Raw genomic sequence first — 17,249 nt, 5'->3', positions numbered from 1 at the left:
TCTGAGGTCCCCGCCTTCGCGGGGATGAGCGGGTTGGGGGAGGGGGGTTAGTGCGCCTCAGCCCAAGTCTTTGCCGCATTCGCATCCACGTCTAGCGGGACGGACAGATCCAGCGCCGGGAGGTGGGCTTTTTCCATGGTCTTGCGGACGACGGCGATGGTGTCTTCGGCTTGGGCTTCGGGGACTTCGAAGACGAGTTCGTCGTGGACCTGGAGGAGCATTTTTGCGTCGAGTTTCTTCTTCGCGAGCGCGCCCGGCATGGCGATCATGGCGCGCTTGATGATGTCGGCCGCCGAGCCCTGGATCGGGGCGTTGATGGCCTGGCGCTCGGCGAAGGCGCGCTGGGCGCCGTTCTTTGAGCCCATTTCCTTCAGGTGGAGTTTGCGGCCGAAGGCTGTCTCGACATAGAGGTGTTCTTTCGCAAATTCCTTGGTCTCATCCATGTATTTGCGGATGCCGGGGAATTTCTCAAAATAGGCGTTGATATAGTCCGAGGCTTCGCCGCGCTGGATGCCGAGCTGGTTGGCGAGACCGAAGGCGGAGATGCCGTAGATGATGCCGAAATTGATCGCCTTTGCCTTGCGGCGGACCATCGGGTCCATGCCTTCGATGGGCGTGTCGAACATTTCGGACGCCGTCATCGCGTGGATGTCGAGGCCTTCATTGAAGGCGTTTTTCAGCGCGTCGATATTGGCGATATGGGCGAGGAGGCGAAGCTCAATCTGGCTGTAGTCCGCGCTGATCAGGACATTGCCTTCCTTGGCGATGAAGGCTTCGCGGATCTTGCGGCCTTCCTCGGTGCGGATCGGGATATTCTGCAGGTTCGGGTCGGTTGATGAGAGACGGCCGGTCTGTGCGCCGGCCATGGAATAGGAGGTGTGGACGCGGCCGGTATTCGGATTGATCGCGTCCTGCAGGGCTTCGGTATAGGTCGAGCGGAGCTTTGAGAGGGTGCGCCAGTCGAGGATGATCTGGGGCAGCTCATGGCCTTGCGCGGCGAGCGTTTCGAGCTGGCTCGCATCGGTCGACCATTGGCCGGATTTGGTTTTCTTGCCGCCGGGCAGGCCCATCTCACCGAAGAGGATTTCGCCGAGCTGTTTGGGCGAGCCCATGTTGAATTCGGTGCCCGCGGCCTTGTAGGCGTCATCTTCGAGGCCGGCCATGCGCTGTTGGAAGTCAGCTGAAAGGCGGGAGAGGAAGTCGCGGTCGACCTTGATGCCGTGGCTTTCCATTTCGGCGAGGACCGGGATCAGCGGGCGGTCGAGCGTCTCATAGACGGTGGTGACTTTTTCGGTATGCAGGCGCGGCTTGAAGATCTGCCAGAGGCGGAGTGTGACGTCGGCATCCTCGGCGGCGTATTCGGTCGCCTTGTCGAGCGGGACGCGGTCAAAGGTGATCTGCTTCTGCCCGGAGCCGCACACCTCCTTGAAGGGGACGGGCGTGTGGTGGAAGTAGCGCTCTGAGAGCTCATCCATGCCGTGGCCGTGCATGCCGGCATGGAGGGCAAAGGAGAGCAGCATCGTATCGTCGACGGGGGTCACGTCGATGCCGTGGCGGGCAAGGACGGTGAGGTCATATTTGAAGTTCTGGCCGACTTTCAGCACCGCCGGATTTTCGAGTAGGGGTTTTAGCGCTTTCAGCGCATCTTCCTGGCGTATCTGGCGGGGCGGGTCTGCGTCGAACATGTCGTCGCCGCCCGAATGGTCCGGGTCGATATGGGCGAGCGGGATGTAGGCGGCCTCATTGGGCGCGACGGCGAGCGAGATGCCGACGAGCTTACAGGTCTGGCAGTCGAGGCTGTCTGTCTCTGTGTCGAGGCCGATGACGCCGGCAGTGTGGGCGCGGGCGATCCAGTCTTCGAGGGTCTTGAAGTCGCGGATGCAGACGTAAGACTCGCGGTCGAAGCCGATCTCGCTCTGGCTTGGTTCTTCGATGACGCCTTCGGCTTCGAAGGTTTCGCGCACACGGCGGGTGATGGTGCGAAACTCCATCCGCTCAAGGAATTCGATCAGCGTTTCCGGGTCCGGGTCGCAGACGGCGAGGTCTTCCAGCGGGACTTCGACGGGCACCTTGTCTTCGAGGGTGACGAGCTTTTTGGAGATGCGGACCTGATCTGCAAAGTCGATCAAGGTCTGGCGGCGCTTGGGCTGTTTGATCTCCTCGGCGCGCTCGAGCAGTTCCTCGACGGTGTTGTATTCGGCGAGCAGAGTGGCGGCGGTCTTCACGCCGATGCCGGGGGCGCCGGGGACGTTGTCGGTGCTGTCGCCCGCGAGCGACTGAACATCGACGACCTGTTCTGGCGTGACGCCGAATTTCTCGAAGACGCCGTCGCGGTCGATGGTCTTGTTCTTCATCGTGTCGAGCATGACGATCTTGTCTGTGACGAGCTGCATCAGGTCTTTATCTGACGAGACGATGGTGACGCGCGCGCCCTTGGCTTCGGCCTGGCGGGCATAGGTCGCGATCAGATCGTCGGCTTCATAGCCTTCCAGCTCGAGCGCGTGGCAGGCAAAGGCGATGGAGGCTTCGCGCACCAGCGGGAATTGCGGGCGCAGGTCCTCTGGCGGCTCGTCCCGGTTGGCTTTGTAATCGGGGTAGAGATCATTGCGGAAGGTGTAGCTGCCCTTGTCGAACACGCAGGCAAAATGGGTCGGCCGGTCGTCGCCTTTCAGCTCTTCCAGCAGCTTCCAGAGCATGTTGCAGAAGCCCGCGACTGCGCCGACAGGCAGGCCGTCAGAGGCGCGGCTCAGCGGCGGCAGAGCATGGAAGGCGCGGAAGATGTAGGCGCTCGCATCTATGAGGTAGAGATGGCTGTCTTCATTGATCGGCGCTGTGGGCATGGGAGAATCCTTCCTGTAGCTGCGGGTTTAGCGGCACATCGCAGGAAGCGGTAGGGGTGTCAGGACCCGCCGTGCATAATCACTGGGAAATCGCCGGACATCTGGACGCATTCGAAATCTTCATAGCCAGTCCAGTAACAGAGCAAGTCCGTGTCGGATTGCCGGATAAAGCGGTAGGCCTCTTCAGACCATCCTGTTGTCACATTGTGCGCGACATGCATTGCTTCGTCCGGCATCCATTCCGGTACGTCTTCAGCGTTGAATACGAATGGTTTTGGTGCCCGATCGGATAAAAAGTTGCCGATATTGTCCGGGGCTACGTCGTCTCCGTGAACAACAAGATCAACGAGCCGAGTGGCCGAGGCATGAACGAGATGTCCATCATGAAAAATTTCCGTCAACATGGAAGTGTCAAAGCAGTTATCTGTCTGTGTCGTGCCAGGAACAGTCCGCGTTGTAAGTGAAATGTCGCCGCCGAATTCATAAGTTGCTGATGACGCGCAAATTTCCGCCGCTTCGGCGTTGGCTGGAAGCGCGAACGGAACCACGCTGACTACGGTCATCAGTGTTGTTAAACCCAAGGCATGGATCAGTGCAGTGGGCATGGGCGCGATTCCTTCGTGTGGAAGGAAGGTTTAGCGGGCTAAGCGCCGGAGGGACAGGGGGCTAGCTGCCGCTAGCCGCCTCTGACAGATCAAATGAGCCTGGCGTTCAATTTTTGGCGGTGCCGGAGCGGGTTTCGAACTGGCCTTGAAGAAGGTTCGGGAAGCGGTTGCGCTCTTCCTTCTTGGAGGCCTTGAGTGAGGCGACCGTCAATTGGGCATCCTCCTCGCCGCGATAGTCGCTCCCGAGGTCGATGATGACGCTGCTGAACTCTTCAAAGGTTACGCGGCGGTCGAGATTGGGGTCAAAGCGGGTGGGGTTGGAGAGGGAATCGTCACGTGTCGGCAGGCTGGCGGCCCAGGCCTGTTGTTCGAGCGCTGTGAGCTCACCGTCTTCGTTTTCATCTGCATCTGCGAAAGCGCGCTTGATGCCGGCCTCAAATTCGTCGGCGGAAATCAGCCCGTCCTGATCAATATCGAAAGAGGCGAGCAGGCCGCCGCCGGGTTTCAGTTTGTCAGCGTCCAGTTTCTTGCGGGCTTCTTTTGATTTCAGCTGGCCCGATCCTGGCAGCCGAACGAGGTCATCGTCAGCCGAAATGCTTGCTTTGAGTGGCTCATCTGCCTGGGCGAGCGCGATGGGAAAGGCGCAGATGCCGCCCAGGAGCGAGAGTAGAAGAAACCGGGTCATTGAACCTCCAGAGGCCAGCCGCCTTTACCAAGATAGGCGAGGCGTTGCGAAATTACCACAGCGCGATCTAAGTGCGTAGTGATGCGAACCTGACTGGAAGGTGAATGAGGCGGCGTCATGGCACCTGCGGCTGTCTGCGCCCGGCCAGCAAATGCAGTCTAGCCGACGGGCACGCCGCTCTGGCTCTTGCCTTTACGGGCATGCTTGGGTAGTAGGCTCATATAAACGTATAAAGGAACATTGATATGGCTAATGACTACGCTGTCGCCGATATCTCCCAGGCTGATTATGGCCGTATGGAAATCACCATCGCCGAAACCGAAATGCCAGGCCTCATGGCCGCTCGCGAAGAGTATGGCGCAGAGCAGCCGCTGAAGGGCGCTCGCATTGCCGGTTCGCTGCACATGACGATCCAGACGGCTGTCCTGATCCAGACGCTGGAAGCGCTGGGCGCTGAAGTGCGCTGGGCAAGCTGCAACATCTATTCGACGCAGGACCATGCTGCTGCCGCAATCGCGGATGCCGGTACGCCAGTCTTCGCCCATAAGGGTGAGACGCTGGAAGAGTATTGGGATTTCTGCGACAAGATCTTCGAATGGCCAGATGGCAAGACCGTCAACCTCATCCTCGACGATGGCGGCGACGCGACCATGTATCTGATCATCGGTGAGAAGGCGGAGAAAGACCCGTCGATCCTCGACAAGCCAGGTTCCGAAGAAGAGGTCGCTCTCTTCAAGCAGATCAAGAAGCGGATCGCGCAGAGCCCGGGCTGGTTTGCCCGTATCAAGGCTGGCATCAAGGGCGTGTCCGAAGAGACAACGACCGGCGTGAACCGTCTTTATCAGCTGGAGAAGAAGGGCGAGCTGCCTTTCCCGGCGATCAACGTCAACGACTCGGTCACCAAGTCGAAGTTCGACAACAAGTATGGCTGTAAGGAATCGCTGGTCGACGCGATCCGCCGCGGCACCGATGTGATGATGGCCGGCAAGACCGCTTTCGTCGCGGGCTATGGCGATGTCGGCAAGGGCTCGGCAGCGTCGCTGTCCGGCGCCGGCGCCCGCGTCACGGTTTCCGAAGTTGACCCGATCTGCGCTCTGCAGGCGGCGATGGACGGCTATGACGTCCAGACGCTCGACACGATGGCATCGAAAGCTGACATCTTCGTCACCGCGACCGGCAACAAGGACATCCTGACCGTCGATCACATGCGGGCGATGAAGGACATGTCGATTGTCTGTAATATCGGCCACTTCGACAATGAAATTCAGGTCGAGGGCCTCCGCAATTTCAAATGGACGAACATCAAGCCGCAAGTCGACATGATCGAGTTCCCGGATGGCAAGCGCATCATCCTTCTTTCCGAAGGCCGTCTTGTGAACCTCGGCAACGCCACGGGCCACCCAAGCTTCGTGATGTCCGCCTCGTTCACCAACCAGACGCTGGCCCAGATCGCGCTTCACAAGAATGATGGCGAGTACAAGAACTCCGTCTACACGCTGCCGAAGCACCTCGATGAGAAGGTCGCGCGTCTTCACCTTGCCAAGCTGAATGTTGGCCTGACAGAGCTGTCCGAAGAGCAAGCCGATTATATCGGCGTGACGCAGGAAGGCCCATACAAGCCTGAGCATTACCGCTACTAGTCTTGTCCCGTCTGTGAAATTTCACAGATCGGGTTCGGCATAAATCAAACCCTCCGTGATTAAGCTTCTGGCTCGATTGCGGAGGGTTTTTTTATGTGGCGGCTGACGAGATTTGCCCTGATTGCGCTGACGGTGAGCCTCTCGGCGTGTTCAGAGGCGATGCTCAAATCCGCTAGTCATGGAAATCAGATCCCGGCCGACTATCCGGTCTCAACCGTCGATGGTGCGCCAGAAGCTGTGCTGGGAGAGGTCGCGACCGGCCAGCCCGTCCTCGTCAACAAGGTGGCCCCGGCGCCCCTCGAATTTGTTGATGCAAATGCCAAATGCCGGATGCCGCGGCCATCATCCGGTGCGCGCGTGGCCTATGCCTATTTCTATGGAGGCGGGGCAAAAACTCCGCTTCAGTATGTTGCTGACGGCAAGCGCGCCGAACAGCTGCAGCAGCGAATCCAGTTGTCAGATCAGATCGCCAAAGCGATGGCCTCATCGAGTTTCGAGAGCGCGGCGATTGCGAGGCATGCGGCTGCTTTTGCCAAGGGAAACGCGGTTGAATGGCTGGGCCGCGTCGACGTGCTGGTGACCGAGACCGATGCGCCTGTTTTCCTTGTCCTGACCTCCTACGATGCCGTGCTCTGGAATATCCAGACAGCGCCGGGCGTGGAAATCGATGGCATTGTCGTCAGCGCTTATGAGGGCGGTGCAATTGCCAATGGTGTCGATGCAAAGCGTACGGGCTTCATGGGCTTTCGTGGCGCACCGAACAGGAGCTGCTACCTGAAAGGGCGCGGCCGTCCGGCGACTGTCGAGGCGCGCATTGCCGGGGCAAAAGAGCTCAATTCGAATTTCGATGTGACGTCATACCGTGACCGCTGGGCGGACGAGTACAGACAGGGCCTGGCCTTTTTCCGTACCGAGTTGCCGCGCAAGATCGGTAAGCGCCCTGAATGGGTCATCACGAATGGACCGAGTTCTGGAACCAAAGCCATCCTTGTTGGCGACGTTCCGGCCGCCCCCTTTCAGCAGCAGCCGATCACGAAAATCCAGTTGCCGTCCTATGTCTGGCCGTACTGGGGTGATCGCAGGAATGCGTACAAATATTTTGGTCTCGAAAGCTAGGCTCGCCGCCTGATATGCAGAGAGCGCCGAATGTCTCCGGCGCTCTTCCTTGTTCTGAGAGGGGGGCGTCCCGCCTGTCTGGCGATCGACCAGCCAATCTCTTCGTGACAGGTATTGTCTGCCGGTCGGTTGATTTTTCGCCGACGCAGCGCAGCTGCGACGGCGGAGGATGTGGGTGGCCTGAAGACCGCCTATTGCCGCAACCCGTATAATCACTATGCCCGGAAATTCCCTCCATCGGCCTCGCCAGACGTGGCCTCCAATGAGTGAGGCACGGGGCGGATGAGGAACAAGCGCGCTGGCCTTACGTTGGTTTGATAAGGGCGATGACGCCTCAATCAGACAGGCAGGAGCAGGCAGATGGCAGGCGGTTGGTCACGAGACGGCGCAGTCCATGAACAGATCGAGGACTCGATACAGGATGAGCTGCAGCGCCTTCGCGCCATGCGGGCCCCTGCGCGTGAAAGCCTGAAAGAGTGCGTGGAGTGCGGTGACCCGATTCCGGAAAAGCGCCGCGAGTCGGTGCCGGGCGTCCGGTTCTGTGTCGCATGCCAGTCCGAGCGCGACGAGATCATGACCCGGCGCGGCGGGATCAACAGGCGCGGCTCCAAGGATAGCCAGTTGAAATAAGCGCGGCGGCGGGCGCCAGAGAACTTTATCAATTGCGCTTGCCGAAAAGCTCAAAAAACGTGACACTCGCGTCATATAAAAATGACGGGAGATCTCATGAGACAGTCTATTCTGGGTTCGGTTGCGGCCATCACCTTGCTGGCGGCGTGCAGTGGTGGGGCAGACGATAGTGCGAAGACCGCGCCCGCCCCTGACGCAGACGCAGAGGCATCGACTGACGCCGCCGAGGCACAAACAAGCAGCGACGTCGCGCTTGAGGCTGGCGATGATTTCCAGGCACGGCTTCAGACAGCGCTGATCCAGGCCGAAGAAGGCAGCACGATCACCCTGCCGGCCGGGAAATTCATGATGACCGATGGTCTGTCGCTGGATGTCGATGGCGTCACGCTGACCGGGGCCGGGCAGGGCGAGACCATTCTGGACTTCTCAGGCCAGCGCGGCTCTGGCGAAGGGCTGCTGGTCACGTCGGATGATGTCACGCTGACCGATTTCACCATTCAGGAAACCAAGGGCGACGGCATCAAGTCCAAGGGCGCCGACCGGATCATCTACCGTGACCTGACGGTGGAATGGCTTGGTGAGCCGGATGAAGTAAACGGCGCTTACGGCGTCTATCCGGTTGAGAGCACGGATGTGCTGGTTGAGGATGTGACCGTGCGCGGGGCGTCCGATGCGGGCATCTATGTCGGCCAGTCGGACAAAATCATCGTTCGCGACTCCACCGCCGAATACAATGTGGCGGGCATCGAGATCGAGAACTCCACGAATGCCGAAGTCTATGGCAATGAAGTCACCAATAATACCGGCGGCATCCTGGTTTTCGATCTGCCGGACCTGCCTGTGATGGGCGGCAACTCCACCAAGATCTACGACAATAACATCCACCACAATAATACGCGGAACTTCGCGCCTAAGGGCAATATCGTGGCCGGTGTGCCTGCGGGCACGGGCGTGATCATCATGGCGAATGACAAGGTGGAAGTGACCGGCAACACGTTTGATCAGAACCAGACGGCGCAGGTTCTGGTGACTGCTTACACTGAAGAGTTCACCGACGAGGATTACAATCCGCTGCCGCGCAATGTTTACGTGCATGGAAACACCTATGGCGAAGGCGGCAAGAACCCGCAGGGACTGCTGGGCGAGTTTGCCATGCTGCTGGGCGGGGAAGTTCCGGCGATTGTCTGGGACGGCGTGACCCGCTGGCATGACGGCGAGGACGTGGACGTCAATCTTGTAATTGACGAGGACGAGGGCGTCGGTTTTGTCAATCTAGGGCTCGGCGCGTACCCGGTGAAACTGACCTCGGTGTCGCCAAATCAGGACCGCCCTGACAGCGAGCCGTTCGGAACGCTGGACCCGGTGAAGCTTTCCCACGCAGAATGAGACGGATCATTGCAATTGCCGCGCTGGTGGGGCTTGCCGCTTGCGGTCAGCCAGATAGCGGCCAAGGGAGCGGCGAGACGGAAAGCGGGCAGCCGCAGGCCGTGTCGTCTGAGGGCGGCCCGAATCTTGAGGTGATCCTCGCAGACAAGGCCGCGCCCAACCTGTCTGACTATGGTCTCTTCAAGGATGCCGGCGCGCGTCAGCCTGTGGCGAGCGGGGTGAAGTATGACCTCGTCAATCCGCTCTTCTCTGACTATGCGGGCAAACACCGGGTCGTCTATGTGCCGGACGGCGAGGCCGCAGCCTATGAAGAGGATGAAGTGTTCGACTTTCCGGTCGGCACGGTCCTCGCGAAGACATTTGCCTTCGCGCCGGATATGCGCACGCCGGATGTCGATGAGCGCTATCTCGAGACGCGATTGCTGATCCACAAGGCGGATGGCTGGGTGGCCTATCCCTATGTCTGGAACGAGGATCAGACCGAAGCGGTCTATGCGCCAGCCGGGGCGTGGCGGGATGTGTCCTTCATTGACCCGTCAGGTCAAAGCGTCTCGATCGAGTATCGCATTCCGAACCAGAACCAGTGCAAGACCTGTCACCATATGGGCGACGCGATTGCGCCGATCGGGCCGAAGGCGCGCAACCTCAATCATGAGGGGCCGTATCAGACCGCGCAGCTGACCGACTGGGCAGGCCGGGGCATTCTGACAGGGCTGCCGGATGTCCTGCCATCCATGCCCGATGCCTTCGATGCGACTGCGCCACTCGACGAGCGGGCGCGGGCCTATCTCGACATCAATTGCGCCCATTGCCACCGGGCCGAAGGGTCTGCCTCCAATTCCGGGCTGTGGCTCGGCTGGACGGTAGATGACCCGACAAAAATCGGGATTGGTAAACATCCGACAGCGGCCGGGCGTGGATCTGGCGACCGCACATTGGTGATTGACCCCGGTTATCCGGACCAGTCGATCATCACCTTCCGGATGGATTCCTCCGAAGCAGGTATTGCCATGCCGGAGCTGGGGCGAGCGCTGATTGATGATGATGGCGTTGACCTGGTACGCGCCTGGATTGGTGACATGACGCCGGCGCCGTGACCGGGCTTTCAGGTTTTTTGGCTGATGCATAAAATTTGATCTAAAGGTTTGGCGCGATCTCAACCCTGTCTGTGGTTTGCTCTTAAGAGGCAGACAACAGGGAGACGAGATGATGGCGACCTATTTCAAATTGTTCTGCCTGCTCGTCAGCGCTGTGCTCATGGCCGCGTGACCTCAATGCCGTAGGGCGCGCGCGGCTGAACTTCTTTCCGGCCTTGCCATTAAACCGCCTTGCTTGGTGCGTTTTCCTTGAAGAATCATCATTGATTCGACTTCGGGGATTCGCCGACCATGGACCTGCACCAAAGCACCGCGCGCAAGCTGACCCCTGGGCTTCTGGCTCGCGGCTGGAGAGGTTGTGCGTCTGTTGCGCTGGTCAGCATACTCGCGGCAACCGTGGCGGCGCTGCCCATCGAGGAAAGTGGTGGCCCGGTCAATGAGGCGTCAGGCGACTCATCCGATGAGCGCGAGCCCGATGAGCGCCAGACTAGCGAAACATCGAATATTACGCCTGCCGATGCGGGCGATACGGCGCCTGCAAGCGCGCCAAAGCCCCTGACCCCTGAACAAATGAAATTGCAAAGCGTGCTGCGTGGTGACCTGCAGCCCGGAGACGCGCTTGTTGCCATTCCAGAGGCGTGGGCCTCGCGGGCCCGTATGTATGCCGAGCCGAAGACGGTGGCGGCCCTTGACCAGATGCGCCGTGCGGCGGCGGCTGACGGTATCACGCTGACGGTGCTCTCGGCCTTCCGGTCTTTCACCCATCAGCGCGGGATCTGGGAACGCAAATGGGTGGAGCGGGAAAATAATCCGGCCTTTGCCGAGCCGAAGGCGCGGGCGCTGGATATCTTGCGCTATAGCTCCATGCCCGGCACGTCGCGCCATCATTGGGGGACGGATATCGATCTCAACTCGCTGAACAATGGCTGGTTTGAGTATGGGGAGGGCAAGGCCGTCTATGAGTGGCTGACGGAAAATGCCGCCGATTTTGGCTTCTGCCAGGTCTATTCATCCCGCGAAGATGGCCGCCGGATGCGCGGCTATGAGCCGGAGCGCTGGCACTGGTCCTATATCCCGACGGCAGCGCCCTATCTTGATGCGTATGAGGCGAACCCGCAGCTGCGTCCGTCTGGCTTTATGGGCGCTGAGGTGGCCGAAGAGATTGGCTGGCTCACCAATTATGTCTCCGGCATCAACCCTGATTGCCGGATGCCTGCGATGCGGGCTGAGCCTGCGCCAAAGCCATGGCTGACACAGCCAGCAATTGCTGGCGCGCTAACGTCAGAAGGCAATGTCGAAGACCGTCAGGCGATGATGTCGACGAGCGGGCAATGCCTGCCGGACGGCTGGACCAAGGCGTCGCTGCTGACCTGGAAAGAGAATGACTTCGCGCTGTCTGATAAAGCGAAGGCTGGCGACTATGCGCTCGTACTGGCCGGGTGTCTGGGTGATCCTGACCCGGCCATCCGTGACGGCATCGCCTATGAAGGGCTGACCCGGCTGCTGCGGGATGGCCGCGTGAATAATGAGGGCCTGCGGGAGTTGAAGACGCGGCTTTTGAAACGATTGGCACCGGGCGCCGAAGACCCGCAAGGCTTCTCACGTCCCTTTGCGGCGCTGGCCCTCTCTGAAGTGGCGCGGACCGACAGGATTGCCCCGTGGATGAGTGCTGAGGAGCGGCTTGAGCTTGTTGAGGCGGGCGCGGCCTATCTCGAACAGGTGGACGATTATCGCGGCTTTGTGGACGGCGAGGGCTGGCGCCACGGCGTCGCGCATGCCTCCGACCTGATGATGCAGCTCGCGCTCAATCCGTCGCTGCCAGACGGCGCAAATGAACGGATGCTGGTTGCGATTGCATCTAAGATCGCGCCACGTGGCGGGCCGGCCTATGTCTTTGATGAGCCGCACCGGCTCGCGCGCCCGATCATCTATCTCACCCAGAATGGCTATCTTGATGCGGGCCAGCTTCAATCGCTGTTCAATGCGTTGCAGGACCCTGCGCCGCTGGACTCCTGGGGAGAGGCGTTCAAGTCAGAAGCGGCGCTGATGCGGCGGCATAATCTGCGCGCCTTCGCCTCTGACCTGCTGATCTCGGTCAGCCAATCCGACAATCCAGTCTTCGATCCGATCCGGTCGGGCGCCCAAGGGTTACTCGCTGTCACCGGCTAAAAGGTTACTAGCGCGTTAACCCGGGCTTAACGCAATCAGCCCATTGCGTTAACGATATGTATGGCCTGCACGACTGCGAATCGGGCCGGAGGAATGTGACGACGATGGCTGATCAAGTCCCGCTGATTATTGCCGCAGGCGCGCTGGCGCTGGGCCTTGCCTTTATTCTCTGGGCGCTGCGCACCTCGGAAGGCGCGCGCGGGGCGGCCAAGAAGTATCGTGAACGCGCGTCTGAATCTGAGACGGGGCTGGCCGAGCTGAAATCCGTCCTCGGGGCGCATCCGGGCGTGATCCTTGTCTGGCAGGGCGACACGCTGGAACATGAAGATGATGATATCGCCGCGCCGGAAATCCATGGCTCGCCCGTGGCACTTGCCGGTCTGTTGCGGTTTACCGATGACGCGATTTCGCCGGACCCGGCAATCCGCATCATTGAGGGCCTTGCTGACCTCGAGGCGCGTGATGGGGCCGGGCAGGACACGACGCTGCGGGTGCGCCTGCGTGAGCTGCGTGAAAACGGACAACCCTTTTCGCTGACCTTGATTGGCCCGTCTGGCCGGTTCCTTGAAGCTGATGGCCGCACGGCGGGGGCGCGCGCGGTCGTCTGGGTGACGGATTCCACGATCAAGGGGCTTGAGGAAAGCTCTGCGCGCGGCAAGCTGGAAGAGGCGCGTCAGGTCATAGCGCGTGACCCGACAGCCTTTCTCGACATGCTGGGCAAATCGCCTTTCCCGGCCTGGCGGGTATCTGGTGTCGGACGGCTTCAATGGGCGAATGCGGCCTATATCGATGCGGTTGACGGCCAGACGCTGGACCGCACGCTGGACCGGCAGATCATGCTGGATGACCAGACCGCAGACCAGATGCGAAAGACGATGACCGAAGGGCGCGATATCGATGCGACGCGCAACATCGTCATCGGCGAGGAACGCCACTCGATGCGGGTGCTCACTTTCCCGCTATCGGGCGGCGCAGGCGCGATGGCGTTTGACGTCACCGAGCAGGAAGCAGCCCGCGAAGACCTTAACCGTCACGTGCGCGCGCATGATGAGACGCTGAACCATGTCGCCGATGGCGTGGCCATCTTTGGCCCGGACCGGCGGCTTACCTTCTACAACCGGACCTTTGCCGGCATGTGGGAGCTGGAAGATGGCTTCCTTCTGGAAAGCCCGACGCATGGCGAATTGCTGGACCGGCTGCGCCAGCACCGGATTTTGCCGGCGCAGGCCGAATATGCCAAATGGCGGGCCGAGGAGCTGTCGCACTATCTCGATATTTCCGGCATCAAGGAAGACAAATGGTCCCTGCCGGATGGGCGTATCCTGCTGGTGACGCGTCAGCGCCACCCAATGGGCGGACTGCTGCTGCTCTTCAAGGACATTACCAGCGAGCAGAATATGAAGGCCCGGTTTGCCGAGCTGACGCGCACGCAAAGCTCAACGCTCGACAGCCTGCATGAAGCGGTTGCGGTGTTCAGCAGCGATGGCCGGCTGAAACTGTCGAACAAGGCGTTCATGTCGCTCTGGTCGCTCAGCCCGCAGGATGTGAAGGGCTCGCCGGACTATGAAGACATCGTCGAGGCGTGCGTGCCGCTCTTCCATGAGCGTGAAACCTGGGCGCAGATAAAGGGCCACATTACCGATCCATCGGCGACCGCGCGTCAGATGACGACGGGCGAGATGAAGCGGGCCGATGGCTCCACGCTGACCTATGTGACCCAGCCGCTGCCGGACGGAAATACGCTGATCGCCTTTGCCGATGTGACGGCGCAGCGCGCGGTGGAAGGCGCCCTTCGTGGCCGGGCCGAAGCGTTTGAGGCGGCCGACCGGCTGAAAACGGAATTTGTGCGCAATGTCAGCTATCAACTGCGCTCGCCGCTGACGACGATCCTCGGATATGCAGAAATTTTGCAATCGGAAACCAATGGTGAACTAAATTCGCGTCAGATGGACAATGTGAACGCAATCCTGACTGCCTCTGACCATCTCAACAAGCTGATCGAGAACATTCTCGATCTGGCCTTGATCGAGGCTGGGCGGATGGACCTCGACCTGGAAGACTTCAAGCTGGCCGACATTGTGCAGGAAAGCGTGGACCTCGTCGTTGGCAAGGCGAGCGATACCGAGATCCACGTCAATGCCGAAATCGAAGCGGGCCTCGGCTCGATCTATGCTGACAAACGACGGATCCAGCAGGTCCTGTTCAACCTTCTCTCCAACTCCATGCGGTTCACCGAGCCGGGCGGCGAGATCACCGTGTCTGCGAGCCGGGTCGAGAATATGGCCATCCTGTCGGTGCGCGATAATGGCAAAGGCATCGATGCTGAACATCAGGCCTCAAGCTTTGACAGCTTTACCTCGTCTGACCAGCGCGGCGCCGGGCTTGGCCTCGCGCTTGTGAAGAACTTCGTGGACCTGCATGGCGGCAATGTTGGCATCAAATCGGTGCCGGGCGGCGGTACGGAAGTCGTCTGCTGGCTGCCCGTGAAAGCGATTTCACCGCGCCGTGACCCGCTCGACACGTCCCAGACCGGTGCTGCGGCCTGATACTGCAGGTCGGCGCGGGCAGGGCGCTCCCCTTTTTTTGAAAAACCATAAGGCCGGGGCTTGAAAGCGCCGGCCTTTCGCTTGATGAAGACGCCGTGCCAAAGACAGGCAGAAGTGCATGTCTTAAGTCCGAGCTTATTGTCAGCTGACTGACTGAAGGGATGCCCCATGACCGAGACCACGCCCCGTTTTGACTGGACCCGCGATGAGATCGCCGCGCTATACGAAGCGCCGCTGGACACGCTGCTTGGTAAGGCATTGGGCGTGAAGGCGGAAAACTGGGCGGATGGAAAGGTCCAGAAGAGCCAGCTCCTTTCAATCAAGACCGGTGGCTGCGCTGAGGATTGCGGATATTGCAGCCAGTCTGCGCATTTCGACACCGGGCTGAAGGCTGAGAAGCTGATGCCGCTTGAGGATGTGGTTGCCGAGGCAAAGCGCGCCAAGGCGGGCGGGGCAGACCGGTTCTGCATGGGCGCGGCCTGGCGTGAGCTGAAAGACCGCGACGTGCCAAAGGTGGCCGCGATGATTTCTGCGGTGAAGGCCGAAGGGCTGGAGACCTGCGTGACGCTGGGCATGCTGAAGCCTGAGCAGGCAAATGCCCTGAAGGCTGCCGGCCTCGACTATTACAATCACAATCTCGATACCTCGCCGGAATATTACGACACGGTCGTCTCCACCCGGACCTATGATGACCGGCTGGAAACGCTGTCCTATTGCCGCGAGGCGGGGATCAATCTCTGCGTCGGCGGTATTCTGGGCATGGGCGAGAGCCGGGAAGACCGGATCGGTCTGATCCATGAGCTCTCGAAACTGAAGCCGCATCCAGAAAGCGTGCCGATCAATATGCTGGTGCCGATCAAGGGCACGCCGCTGGGTGAGAGCCCGCCGATCAGTGTGGTCGAGATGGCGCGGGCGATTGCGGTCTGCCGGATCGTGTTCCCGAAAAGCTGGGTGCGTCTGTCGGCTGGCCGTGAAGGCATGACCGAGGAAGGCCAGGCGCTCTGCATGCTGGCGGGCGCAAACTCCATCTTCGTGGGCGACCGCCTGCTGACGACGGACAATCCGGGCGAGACGCGTGATGATGCCTTGCTGAAAGCGATGGGCTTTGAGCATGCTTCGCGCGAAGAGACGGCCACACCGGCGCGCAAGACGACGCTGATCGGGGCTTAAGCCGCCCCGGGCACAGCGCGCACGCTTTATTCGAGTGGCCGATGCGGCCAAATCCACAGACTTGCGAAACGGTCAGTCGACACGCTCCCGTGCAGCCGCTAGATCGGACGCCATGAGCAATGACATACAAGCCGTAATCTGGGATTTTGGGGGCGTTCTGACCTCCTCTCCCTTCGAAGCCTTCAATCGGTATGAAGCCGAGAAAGGCCTGCCCAAGGATTTCATTCGCAGCGTGAATGCCCGCAATGGCGACACCAATGCGTGGGCCAAGCTGGAGCAGTCCAAGGTTTCGGGCGCTGAGTTTGATGCGCTGTTCCGCGCAGAAGCCGAAGCGATGGGCCATAGCGTGCCGGGCAAGGACGTGCTGGGCCTGTTGTCAGGCAATCTGCGCCCGCGCGTTGTCGAGGCGCTGAAGCGCTGCAAGGCGAAGGTGAAAGTCGGCTGTATCACGAATAATGCGCCGATCGGCAAGGGCGCCTCGATGACCGATAGCGATGAGCGCGCCGCCGAGATCGCCAAGGTGTTCGAGCTGTTTCAGGAAGTGATCGAGAGCTCCAAGCTCGGCATTCGCAAACCGGACCCGCGCATCTATGCGCTGATGTGCGAAGCGCTGGATGTCGACCCGAAGCATTGCATCTATATCGATGATCTCGGCATCAACCTGAAACCGGCACGCGCAATGGGCATGACGACGATCAAGGCGCTCAATGAGGATCAGCTGCTCGCTGATCTGGAAGCGGCGACCGGATGGACATTGACCGATTGAAGCTGGCGGGTTTCCTCGCCGCAGGCTTATGCCTCGGACTGGCAGCGGGGTGCGACCGCGATCCGCCCTATGACAGTGTCCGGCTGAAAGTCGGCGAAGCGCCGGACTATATGCATCCGACCGAGAAGCATGACACCGGCCCGATCGCGCTTAGCGCTGGCGCAGAGGCCACTATCGCTGAATTACGGGCCATCATCGATCGCAATTCCTTGAGCCAGTTTGCGCGTTATGCCGATCAGCAACCGGGCTTTATCTCAAACTTTGCTGGTGCCTCCCACCGCGATCACTGGGATCTGCTGCGCCGGACGGGCTTTGATCCTCTGGCGCGGCTGGAAGAGCTTCTGGACGGTCCGTATGGCGTAAAGTCGGTCGCTGGCGACACCTGGTATATCTGGCCAGAGCTTGCCGCGCTGGAGCCAGATCAGCTTCGTCCGGAGCGCCTCAATTTCAGACAACGCGCGCGCCTTGAGGAACTCGTCGGAGAGGCAGGCATTGAAAGAGTAAGACAGGGCAGCGGCTATCCCGGCATCCGCACGGCGATCTCTACCGAAGGCCGCTGGCTCTATTATGTCCACGAAACCCCGGGCGAGGAGTAGATA

General features: G+C 60.3%; 13 protein-coding genes. 10 read left to right on the top strand and 3 right to left on the bottom strand.

All coding sequences use genetic code 11. The features are described 5' to 3' along the window. Positions 1–47: 47 nt before the first annotated feature. The 3 genes from polA to B8783_RS01305 all read right to left on the bottom strand — a co-directional run bounded on the left by polA (position 48) and on the right by B8783_RS01305 (position 4,130). Positions 48–2,840: a DNA polymerase I gene (polA, locus tag B8783_RS01315; protein WP_084417971.1), complete on the bottom strand. Its 2,793-nt coding sequence runs from the start codon at positions 2,838–2,840 to the stop codon at positions 48–50. 59 nt (positions 2,841–2,899) lie between these two features. After that, on the bottom strand, positions 2,900–3,445 hold the full coding sequence (locus B8783_RS01310) for a hypothetical protein (RefSeq protein ID WP_084417970.1): 546 nt from the start codon (positions 3,443–3,445) through the stop codon (positions 2,900–2,902). A gap of 106 nt (positions 3,446–3,551) precedes the next feature. After that, positions 3,552–4,130, bottom strand: a complete 579-nt coding sequence (locus tag B8783_RS01305; protein ID WP_084417969.1) for an EF-hand domain-containing protein — start codon at positions 4,128–4,130, stop codon at positions 3,552–3,554. A gap of 245 nt (positions 4,131–4,375) precedes the next feature. Between B8783_RS01305 and ahcY the strand changes: the two genes are divergently transcribed. The 10 genes from ahcY to B8783_RS01255 all read left to right on the top strand — a co-directional run bounded on the left by ahcY (position 4,376) and on the right by B8783_RS01255 (position 17,246). Next, positions 4,376–5,770, top strand: a complete 1,395-nt coding sequence (gene ahcY / locus B8783_RS01300) for an adenosylhomocysteinase (RefSeq protein WP_084417968.1) — start codon at positions 4,376–4,378, stop codon at positions 5,768–5,770. A gap of 93 nt (positions 5,771–5,863) precedes the next feature. Then, positions 5,864–6,886, top strand: coding sequence for a hypothetical protein (locus B8783_RS01295; RefSeq protein ID WP_084417967.1), 1,023 nt, complete (start codon positions 5,864–5,866; stop codon positions 6,884–6,886). Positions 6,887–7,246: 360 nt separating this feature from the next. Next, positions 7,247–7,516, top strand: a complete 270-nt coding sequence (locus tag B8783_RS01290) for a DksA/TraR family C4-type zinc finger protein (protein WP_084417966.1) — start codon at positions 7,247–7,249, stop codon at positions 7,514–7,516. A 96-nt stretch (positions 7,517–7,612) separates the two neighbouring features. Next, positions 7,613–8,902, top strand: coding sequence for a parallel beta-helix domain-containing protein (locus tag B8783_RS01285; protein ID WP_084418327.1), 1,290 nt, complete (start codon positions 7,613–7,615; stop codon positions 8,900–8,902). Continuing rightward, positions 8,899–9,999, top strand: a complete 1,101-nt coding sequence (locus B8783_RS01280; protein ID WP_084417965.1) for an SO2930 family diheme c-type cytochrome — start codon at positions 8,899–8,901, stop codon at positions 9,997–9,999. The genes B8783_RS01285 and B8783_RS01280 overlap by 4 nt, the downstream gene beginning before the upstream one ends. Positions 10,000–10,290: 291 nt before the next feature. Next, positions 10,291–12,168: a DUF2785 domain-containing protein gene (locus tag B8783_RS01275; RefSeq protein WP_084417964.1), complete on the top strand. Its 1,878-nt coding sequence runs from the start codon at positions 10,291–10,293 to the stop codon at positions 12,166–12,168. A gap of 104 nt (positions 12,169–12,272) precedes the next feature. Further along, positions 12,273–14,714, top strand: coding sequence for a PAS domain-containing sensor histidine kinase (locus B8783_RS01270; RefSeq protein WP_084417963.1), 2,442 nt, complete (start codon positions 12,273–12,275; stop codon positions 14,712–14,714). A gap of 168 nt (positions 14,715–14,882) precedes the next feature. Then, positions 14,883–15,884: a biotin synthase BioB gene (gene bioB, locus B8783_RS01265; RefSeq protein ID WP_084417962.1), complete on the top strand. Its 1,002-nt coding sequence runs from the start codon at positions 14,883–14,885 to the stop codon at positions 15,882–15,884. A gap of 112 nt (positions 15,885–15,996) precedes the next feature. Beyond that, positions 15,997–16,650, top strand: a complete 654-nt coding sequence (locus B8783_RS01260; protein WP_084417961.1) for an HAD-IA family hydrolase — start codon at positions 15,997–15,999, stop codon at positions 16,648–16,650. Next, complete coding sequence (locus B8783_RS01255) at positions 16,632–17,246, top strand: hypothetical protein (RefSeq protein WP_084417960.1); 615 nt, start codon at positions 16,632–16,634, stop codon at positions 17,244–17,246. The genes B8783_RS01260 and B8783_RS01255 overlap by 19 nt, the downstream gene beginning before the upstream one ends. The last annotated feature ends 3 nt before the right edge of the window (positions 17,247–17,249 follow it).

The sequence above is a fragment of the Henriciella litoralis genome, assembly GCF_002088935.1.
GTDB lineage: Bacteria > Pseudomonadota > Alphaproteobacteria > Caulobacterales > Hyphomonadaceae > Henriciella > Henriciella litoralis.
The sequence above is the reverse complement of the archived record's forward strand: the minus strand, read 5'-3'. Positions and strand labels throughout refer to the sequence as shown.

What these genes read in the sequence shown, in the direction of transcription:
- B8783_RS01305 (WP_084417969.1), bottom strand. Translation starts at nt 4,130, where the DNA reads ATGACCCGGTTTCTTCTACTCTCGCTCCTGGGCGGCATCTGCGCCTTT.
- ahcY (WP_084417968.1), top strand. Translation starts at nt 4,376, where the DNA reads ATGGCTAATGACTACGCTGTCGCCGATATCTCCCAGGCTGATTATGGC.
- B8783_RS01290 (WP_084417966.1), top strand. Translation starts at nt 7,247, where the DNA reads ATGGCAGGCGGTTGGTCACGAGACGGCGCAGTCCATGAACAGATCGAG.
- B8783_RS01310 (WP_084417970.1), bottom strand. Translation starts at nt 3,445, where the DNA reads ATGCCCACTGCACTGATCCATGCCTTGGGTTTAACAACACTGATGACC.
- bioB (WP_084417962.1), top strand. Translation starts at nt 14,883, where the DNA reads ATGACCGAGACCACGCCCCGTTTTGACTGGACCCGCGATGAGATCGCC.
- polA (WP_084417971.1), bottom strand. Translation starts at nt 2,840, where the DNA reads ATGCCCACAGCGCCGATCAATGAAGACAGCCATCTCTACCTCATAGAT.
- B8783_RS01260 (WP_084417961.1), top strand. Translation starts at nt 15,997, where the DNA reads ATGAGCAATGACATACAAGCCGTAATCTGGGATTTTGGGGGCGTTCTG.
- B8783_RS01270 (WP_084417963.1), top strand. Translation starts at nt 12,273, where the DNA reads ATGGCTGATCAAGTCCCGCTGATTATTGCCGCAGGCGCGCTGGCGCTG.
- B8783_RS01280 (WP_084417965.1), top strand. Translation starts at nt 8,899, where the DNA reads ATGAGACGGATCATTGCAATTGCCGCGCTGGTGGGGCTTGCCGCTTGC.
- B8783_RS01275 (WP_084417964.1), top strand. Translation starts at nt 10,291, where the DNA reads ATGGACCTGCACCAAAGCACCGCGCGCAAGCTGACCCCTGGGCTTCTG.
- B8783_RS01295 (WP_084417967.1), top strand. Translation starts at nt 5,864, where the DNA reads ATGTGGCGGCTGACGAGATTTGCCCTGATTGCGCTGACGGTGAGCCTC.
- B8783_RS01255 (WP_084417960.1), top strand. Translation starts at nt 16,632, where the DNA reads ATGGACATTGACCGATTGAAGCTGGCGGGTTTCCTCGCCGCAGGCTTA.
- B8783_RS01285 (WP_084418327.1), top strand. Translation starts at nt 7,613, where the DNA reads ATGAGACAGTCTATTCTGGGTTCGGTTGCGGCCATCACCTTGCTGGCG.